This is a genomic window from Sphingobium sp. LSP13-1-1.1 (genome assembly GCF_040676415.1).
Taxonomy (GTDB): domain Bacteria; phylum Pseudomonadota; class Alphaproteobacteria; order Sphingomonadales; family Sphingomonadaceae; genus Sphingobium.
Genome location: NZ_JBEGHU010000078.1, coordinates 155,657 through 162,153, shown reverse-complemented (window position 1 = coordinate 162,153; position 6,497 = coordinate 155,657). Strand labels below are relative to the sequence as shown.

At 61.5% G+C, this 6,497-nt stretch carries 7 protein-coding genes and 1 pseudogene; 2 read left to right on the top strand and 6 right to left on the bottom strand.

All coding sequences use genetic code 11. The features are described 5' to 3' along the window. From MRBLSP13_RS21530 to MRBLSP13_RS21510, 5 genes and pseudogenes are all read right to left on the bottom strand, one after another. Window positions 1–304: pseudogene (locus MRBLSP13_RS21530) on the bottom strand (TonB-dependent receptor); the annotation flags it as partial. Between the two features lie 372 nt (window positions 305–676). After that, entirely contained in the window at window positions 677–1,273 is a 597-nt protein-coding gene (locus MRBLSP13_RS21525; protein ID WP_363756561.1) for a LysR substrate-binding domain-containing protein, read from the bottom strand. Between the two features lie 8 nt (window positions 1,274–1,281). Further along, window positions 1,282–1,614 carry a LysR family transcriptional regulator gene (locus MRBLSP13_RS21520; protein ID WP_363739570.1) on the bottom strand — a complete coding sequence of 111 codons (333 nt, stop codon included), beginning with the start codon at window positions 1,612–1,614 and terminating at the stop codon, window positions 1,282–1,284. Between the two features lie 197 nt (window positions 1,615–1,811). Then, the gene (locus tag MRBLSP13_RS21515) at window positions 1,812–2,879 is read right to left on the bottom strand and encodes an amidohydrolase family protein (RefSeq protein ID WP_363756555.1); all 1,068 of its coding nucleotides are present in this window, start codon (window positions 2,877–2,879) and stop codon (window positions 1,812–1,814) included. A gap of 268 nt (window positions 2,880–3,147) precedes the next feature. After that, window positions 3,148–3,594 (bottom strand): acyl-CoA thioesterase, encoded by a 447-nt coding sequence (locus tag MRBLSP13_RS21510; protein ID WP_363756553.1) that lies wholly within the window; start codon window positions 3,592–3,594, stop codon window positions 3,148–3,150. 346 nt (window positions 3,595–3,940) lie between these two features. Here MRBLSP13_RS21510 and MRBLSP13_RS21505 point away from each other — a divergent pair, with 346 nt between their 5' ends. Both MRBLSP13_RS21505 and MRBLSP13_RS21500 read left to right on the top strand, forming a co-directional pair. Beyond that, window positions 3,941–5,530, top strand: coding sequence for a serine hydrolase domain-containing protein (locus MRBLSP13_RS21505; RefSeq protein ID WP_363739791.1), 1,590 nt, complete (start codon window positions 3,941–3,943; stop codon window positions 5,528–5,530). A gap of 5 nt (window positions 5,531–5,535) precedes the next feature. After that, complete coding sequence (locus MRBLSP13_RS21500; protein ID WP_363739574.1) at window positions 5,536–5,799, top strand: hypothetical protein; 264 nt, start codon at window positions 5,536–5,538, stop codon at window positions 5,797–5,799. A gap of 173 nt (window positions 5,800–5,972) precedes the next feature. Here the strand turns inward: MRBLSP13_RS21500 and MRBLSP13_RS21495 are convergent, their stop codons facing one another. Beyond that, complete coding sequence (locus MRBLSP13_RS21495) at window positions 5,973–6,461, bottom strand: DUF3237 domain-containing protein (RefSeq protein WP_363739576.1); 489 nt, start codon at window positions 6,459–6,461, stop codon at window positions 5,973–5,975. Window positions 6,462–6,497: the final 36 nt, after the last annotated feature.

Genomic DNA, 6,497 nt, shown 5'->3' with positions numbered 1-6,497 from the left:
TCTGGCCACCGAAATTGCCCGAAACGTGGACGCCCGGCGTAATGCGGCCAATGTCGATGCTGCTCGTCACGCCAAGCCGGGCCAGCTGCTCACTCCCCAGGGCGGTGATCGAGATGCCGACATCCTGGAGACGCTGCTCACGATGCTGCGCCGTCACGACAATCTCGCCGTTGTCCATGCCGCCTTCAGAGGCTTTCGACTGCGGGGCGCGATTTTTCTCTGCTTGTGCAACAGCAGGCAAGAGCACGAATATGGTTACAATTGACGCAGCATCCCTTAGTATGCTCTTCAATTTCAGAGACATATTACCCCCCCGATTTTGTGACAAGCACCCGACTTTTCAAGATCTCCGCTGCCTTGTCTTCAATCCATCTTCTTCATATAATTTTACATGGACTGAAAATGGCTCCCTTTGGGTGCAGAAAATTGATCGCACTCTCAGAATTTATGTAGTTATCTCGTGAGATCGGGTCGGGAAGCTATGGGTGAGTCAAAATTCGGTCAAGTGAGCAAGTTGGACATCTTTGTTTCGCTGGTGGTGCAATCCGATCAGGGCCGCCGCCTTTCCGAACGGTTTGCAGATAAGCTGTGGCCGGGTTAGGCGGGGGTGATTTGTTCGACGCGCGGATCGTTGCAAAGCGCGCCGACAGGCGGCCCTTGCCGCTTCCTTCGAGCCTCAGTTGCCGGATGCGGTGTCGCTGGATGCGACTTCCTCCTGAAGCCACCTGCGGAAGCGAAGCACGCTGGGAGAATTCCAGCGATCTTCTCGCGCAAGGATCGTGTATGCGCCGAAACGGATCGGACGAAAGCTGCCATTGGCGGGGATGATTTCCACCAGCCGTCCCGCTTCAATATCGTCGCGCAGCAGCCAGCGGTTCGCCAATGCCACGCCATGGCCCTGGCGTGCTGCCGCCAGCGTAAGGTGAGCGTGCCAGAGGCGCGACCCCCCGATCCGATCCGGCACTCTGACGTCATGACTCAGCAGCCAGTGCCGCCATTCCAAGTCGCTTTCCTCATGCAGGAGCGGCAGGGAAAGGAAATCCTCGGCACTGTCGATCGGCTTCAAGTTTGCGGCGCACGCGGGGCTTGCCACGGGGAAAACCGTGGGACGAACGAATTCGAAGCGCCGTACGGACTTGGGCAGTGCCGCTTCTTCCCATTCGCGCAAATAGCGGATGTCCGTATCGACCAGATTTCCCCGGAAATCGGGGCTATGGTCGGAGGGGCGGAAGTCGACGTCTATGTCGCTATTCTTGCTGATGAAATCGCCCAGGTGATCGCTCAGCCACAGGGACGCGAAGCCCGGAATGCACTCGATGCTGAGTTAAGGTCGCCGCCCCTGCTCATCAACATGCTCGTCGCGCTGGCGATGGCTCCCAGGGCAGAGGAAATCTGCTCGTGATACGTGCTGCCCAGCTCGGTCAGCGAATAGCCCTTCGCATTTCTCGTCAAGAGTTGTGCGCCGACCCACGCATCCAGTGATCGTATGTGGCGGCTGACGACAGCATGGTCCACCGTCAGTTCTTTCGCGGCGCGGCGGATGCCATGTAGCCGGCCAACGGCTTCGAAGGCTCGCAGCGCCGCCAGTGGCGGGTAGTCTTTCGGGTTGGCCACCAAACCTCCTTAATCCACCAGAACGACCTTTCGATTTCACGGCCCACCCCGGTTATAATGGAGAAGTCACCAATGTGCCCGCGGCGTCTTTGCGCTGACCCCCTACCCAAACTCGGCTGAGAGAGGATCGGCGGCAAAGCGCCGGCCGGTCCGAACATCGTTGATGATATGGCTACGATGCAGCCAGCCGCTGACGGTCAGCGGGGCTTTATGTTGAAGACGGTCTCCGCGTTTGTCTGGAAAAACTGGCGCTTTTCCTCAAAACCGATCGGCAAATTGTCCTGGACGCGCACCTCGTCCGCCACATACTGATATGGGTAGTCCATCGCGTACATGACGCGATCCGTACCCATGACCTTCTGGCAGTAGAGGATCGTGTCGGTCCACGGCATGCCACTGGTCGTCAACCAGAAATTCTCCTTGAGTACCTGGAGCGGGGAGCGGTCCAGCTTGATCGTGCCCTTGCGACCGGCCGGCACCGAGGCCGTGTGCCAGAAGTCCATGCGGCGGATCCAGAAAGGCAGAGCCTCGCCAAGATGCCCCGCCACGACCCGCAGCCGGGGGAACCGATCGAACACGCCGGCAGTGATCAGTCGCGTCAGGTGCAGTCCGGTTTCGACGCCGAAGCCGAAGATCGCCGCTTCGAGCGCCCGGTCCAGAAAAGGCTGGATGAGCTGCTTCGAAGGCGTATTGGGATGGATGTACAGCGGCGCGTCCATCGCCTCGATCACCTCGAGGATCGGCCAGAAGTCGACCTCGTCCAGATAGCGGCCCTGAACGTGCGAATTCACGATCACACCCTTGAACCCGTGCTTCGTGACGGCGCGCTCGACCTCCCGCACGGACTCGTGGACGGCTTGCGGCGCGATGGCAGCCAAGCCGACGTAACGGTCCGGATGCGCGGCTACAGCCTCCCCCAACTGGTCATTGACATCGATCGCCATGGCCGCACCCTCGGCCGGCTCGAAGATCTGGACGCCGGGACATGTGATGCCGAGGATCTGCATATCGATGCCGGTAGCATCCATGTCGGCGATGCGGCGGTCGCCCAGATCCTGGATACGCTCCCGGAGCAGTCGCGCTCGCTCGCTGGGGCCACCGTAGAAACCCCAGAGGCTGTAAAAGCCCGGATCGTCGATCGACCGATCCTCCATGATCTCCATGAAGCGGTCCATCAGCTCGGGCGGACAGAATGCTTCCTCGGTCGCGATGCGGAGGTAGCCGCGATCGCCGCCGGTGCGGAGCGGATAGTCTGTGTTTGTCATGCTGATCCTTCCTTTGCTGCCGTTCGATCGGCCAATGGGTTTAGGTTAACCCGTAATGTGCGGGGCGAATGGCGTGGCTACCGTTGCTCGCGCGCCGATCGGGTGCGTCGGAAGGGTTCCGCCCGGTCCCCTCATTGCAATGTCGCCCCCGGCGCCCCGGTGATCAGGTACGCGCCCATTCTGTACGTATCAGAAGCATGTATATTGAGTAATCAACAATCTCAAGCTGAATTGAAATTGCGTTCGAACAGTCCTCCACGTGTGGAACTCAGCGGGCTCGCATCATGCGCTCGACCACCTCCCTGGGTGCGGGGACACCACGGATGCGCTGCGTCTCCGGATCGCGCGCCGCCCAGACCCGCTTCTCGTAGCCCGCAACGGCCAGCACGCTACCGTGCAGCAGATCATGACGGATCTCGAAGCTCGATCTGCCCCACCCCGCCACGAAGCTCCTGATCGTGACGGTGTCACCGAATGTTGAGGGCAAATGGAAAGAAGCGTTGGTCGCGATCATCGGATAGCCGATCATGTCGAAACGCTCGAGCATTTCATGCTTCGGATAACCAGCCGCGGCGAAGAGATGGATCGTCGACTCGTTGAACATGTCGAAATACCGTGGATAGTATACGATCCCGGCGGGATCGCACTGTCCCCACTCGATGATGAACGAACGCTCAGCGAAGAATCCGACCTTTTCCGAGTCGAACTCCTTCATCTCCTGCCCAATCATCGATTCTCTTCCTCTCCACCCCGTCGGCGACGCAGCCGTGCCCCGACTTCCCTGGCAGTCTAGTCATTTCCATTGATCCGTCAATAAATTATGGTGGCCGCATTTAGTGTCGACACATGCTGGGTCTCCAAGCCTCCGGGAGCCGCGCTGTCCTTGGCCCTTCATAATGCAAGCGTGAGGATTGACAGTGCCTGACCAGCAAGAATAATGCTAAATCAATGAAATTTTGCAACACACCGGGTTCGCGGATAGCCCCTATACTCCGGCCGATCGCTGCATGGAGGATAGCAGCTCTGGTCCACCTGCCCGATCAAAGAAGGGTCTCTTGAGCATGTCGTCGGACAGAATCATGCACCGTCGAGCGGGACTGGCGGCCCTGCTGATCGGCGCGCTTGTCGCTCCGGCCAGCGCGGAGCAGCCGCATGGTGCGCGGACACAGGCCGCAGCGCCGCCTCTCGCAGAGCGGCTTCCCCCCGCCAGCCAGATGTTCGTCTTCTGGCCCGACGATGTCCGCTCGGCAGGGTTTCGAAACATGGCGAAGCTCTACGTCGCCGCGCCCGTTGCACGCGGTCCGCGCATCACCCCCCTGCCCGCGTCCAAACTGACGCTGAAGGCCAGCTATCGCGAAAAGGGTCGGATTCGCACTATCGCAGACTATATGGCGGACAATCACACCGCCGGGCTGCTCGTGCTCCATAGAGGCAGGATCGTGCTTGAACGCTACGGCCTGGGCCTCGGAAAGGACAAGGTCTGGGTCTCGAACTCAGCCGCCAAGTCTTTCACCTCGACCCTGGTGGGTGCTGCGATCAAGGACGGCAAGATCGGCAGTGTGGACGATCCGGTCACGAAATATGTTCCGGAGCTGCGCGGCAGCGCCTGGGACGACGTGACCATCCGTCATGCTCTGACGATGAGCACGGGCATCGAATATAAGGAGATCTACGGCCAAGGCGGCGATGGTGGGCGGATCACCGGGCTCGCGGTACCGGACGGCAGGCCCGTGCCGGAAGGTGTCGACCTCCTCACCTTCCTCGCGAAATCGAAGCGCCTCGCCCCGGCGGGCACCACGTTCAACTACGCGTCGAGCGTCTCCCGGCTGCTCGGCGTCATCGTCGCCAACGCCACCGGCAAGCCGCTCAACGCGTATCTGTCTGAAAAGGTCTGGGTGCCGGCCGGCATGGAGCATGACGCAAGCTGGATCGTCGACGGCGCGGGCCGGATCATGAGCAGCGGCTTCCTCAACGCCACGCTGCGCGACTATGCGCGATTCGGCCGGTTCTTCATGCTCGGCGGAAAAGATGAAAACGGCAGATCCGTACTGCCCGATGGCTGGGTGGCAGAGGCCACATATCCGACGCAGGTCGCCGACGCGGACGGCACGGGTTACGGTTACCAGTGGTGGGTCACCGAACTGGTGGAGCTGATGGCCGGCTGGAACGATCTCTTCACGGATGCCGACGGGGATGGCCGTTACGACGATCCCGGTCTGGTGGCGTTCGAGGCCTGGCTGCCGATCGCGCAACAAGCATTGGTGGGCTCCGTCATCGGCGACTGGTGGCACCGGATCGACGACTACAAGCACATAAAGTACCGCACGAGCCTCCTTCTGCGGGTGATAGAGGGCAAGGATGCCGCCACGCCCGCGAAGTTCGACTTCCTGCAGGGACGGGATCGTGACGCGGTGTTGCGCTCGACGCTGACGACCACCTTGGCCAAGCTCCGCGCGGACTTCGGTCAAGGGCCCCTGCGCGGGCTTCGCCAGCCCGTCTACTACCGCTATTTCGACCCCTCGAAGAAGGAGTCAAGCCGGCCCACCGCGCCAGTTGACGGCTTTTTCGATCATGGTGACGTCGAGCTGCCCGCCGCGATGCGCGGACTCGCCCCGCTTTCGTGCGGGACAATGGCGGCGACGAGTGGGTAGCCTTCATGGAGCTGGCCAAGGATCGGCGCGAGATGCTGAGCGTCGTGGACGCTGGCGGCCAAAACCTCTTCATCGATCCGCAAGGACGCGGCAATTCTCACCTCACCGATCAGATCCAGCGGCACGTCGATCTCGACCTGAAGGTAATCCCGCTCGATCAAGACAGCGTGCGCGCCGCGACCGAGGCCACGCAAACGCTCAACGTGCCTTCCCTCCCGATTGAGGCCGTGTCCCGGCCGCGCTCTCCCGCCCCAACCGGGGAACGCTGAAGTGGCCGCATCTCCTGCCGGTGGCGCGGCGGGAGAGCGCGGTCGAGTGCGGTATTCGCTTGTGAGGGATGTGGATTTCCGCGCGAGCGCGCGGTGAGCGACCTTCTTGGGCGCGTGATCGGCAGGATGCGCGATCGTCTCTACTTGTCGAGAGCCGTTCGCGTCACCGCCGCCTACTTGATCGCGTAGTAGCGGAATAGCGAGTGGTCGGGCTCGTCGTCCGGAGTGATCCGCGGCCGGCGCTGTCCCACGCCCACGATCACGGTGCGGTTCAGCCACTCGTGCGGACCATCGGGCGCACGGAAATAAGGCGTGCAGCGGAAATAGCGTGGGAGGGGCGGCCGTCCAGGCCGCTCCAACGGACCGTGTACGTAGCCAAGATTGCGTATGTAGATGCGCGCGCCGTCATCCGCCTCAATCATGTAGTGGGCGTTGAGCTCCACGACGCCATCGCTGCGGATCATCGGCCAGTCGGCGCCGCTATAGTCGACCAGACGCCCGTTCAGTAGGGGACCAAACACGATCCCGCCCTCGCCCACCGACGTGTAGCCGCAGTCGGGACCGCCAGGATGGATGGGACCCGTCGTCCATCGTCGATCGAAGTTGACGCGGATGTCGAACGCATGCTCGTACTGCAGCGCCAGATCGGGACCATCTAACATTCTCGTCTCCTCAGCATCCTGGCGCAACTTCTGTCG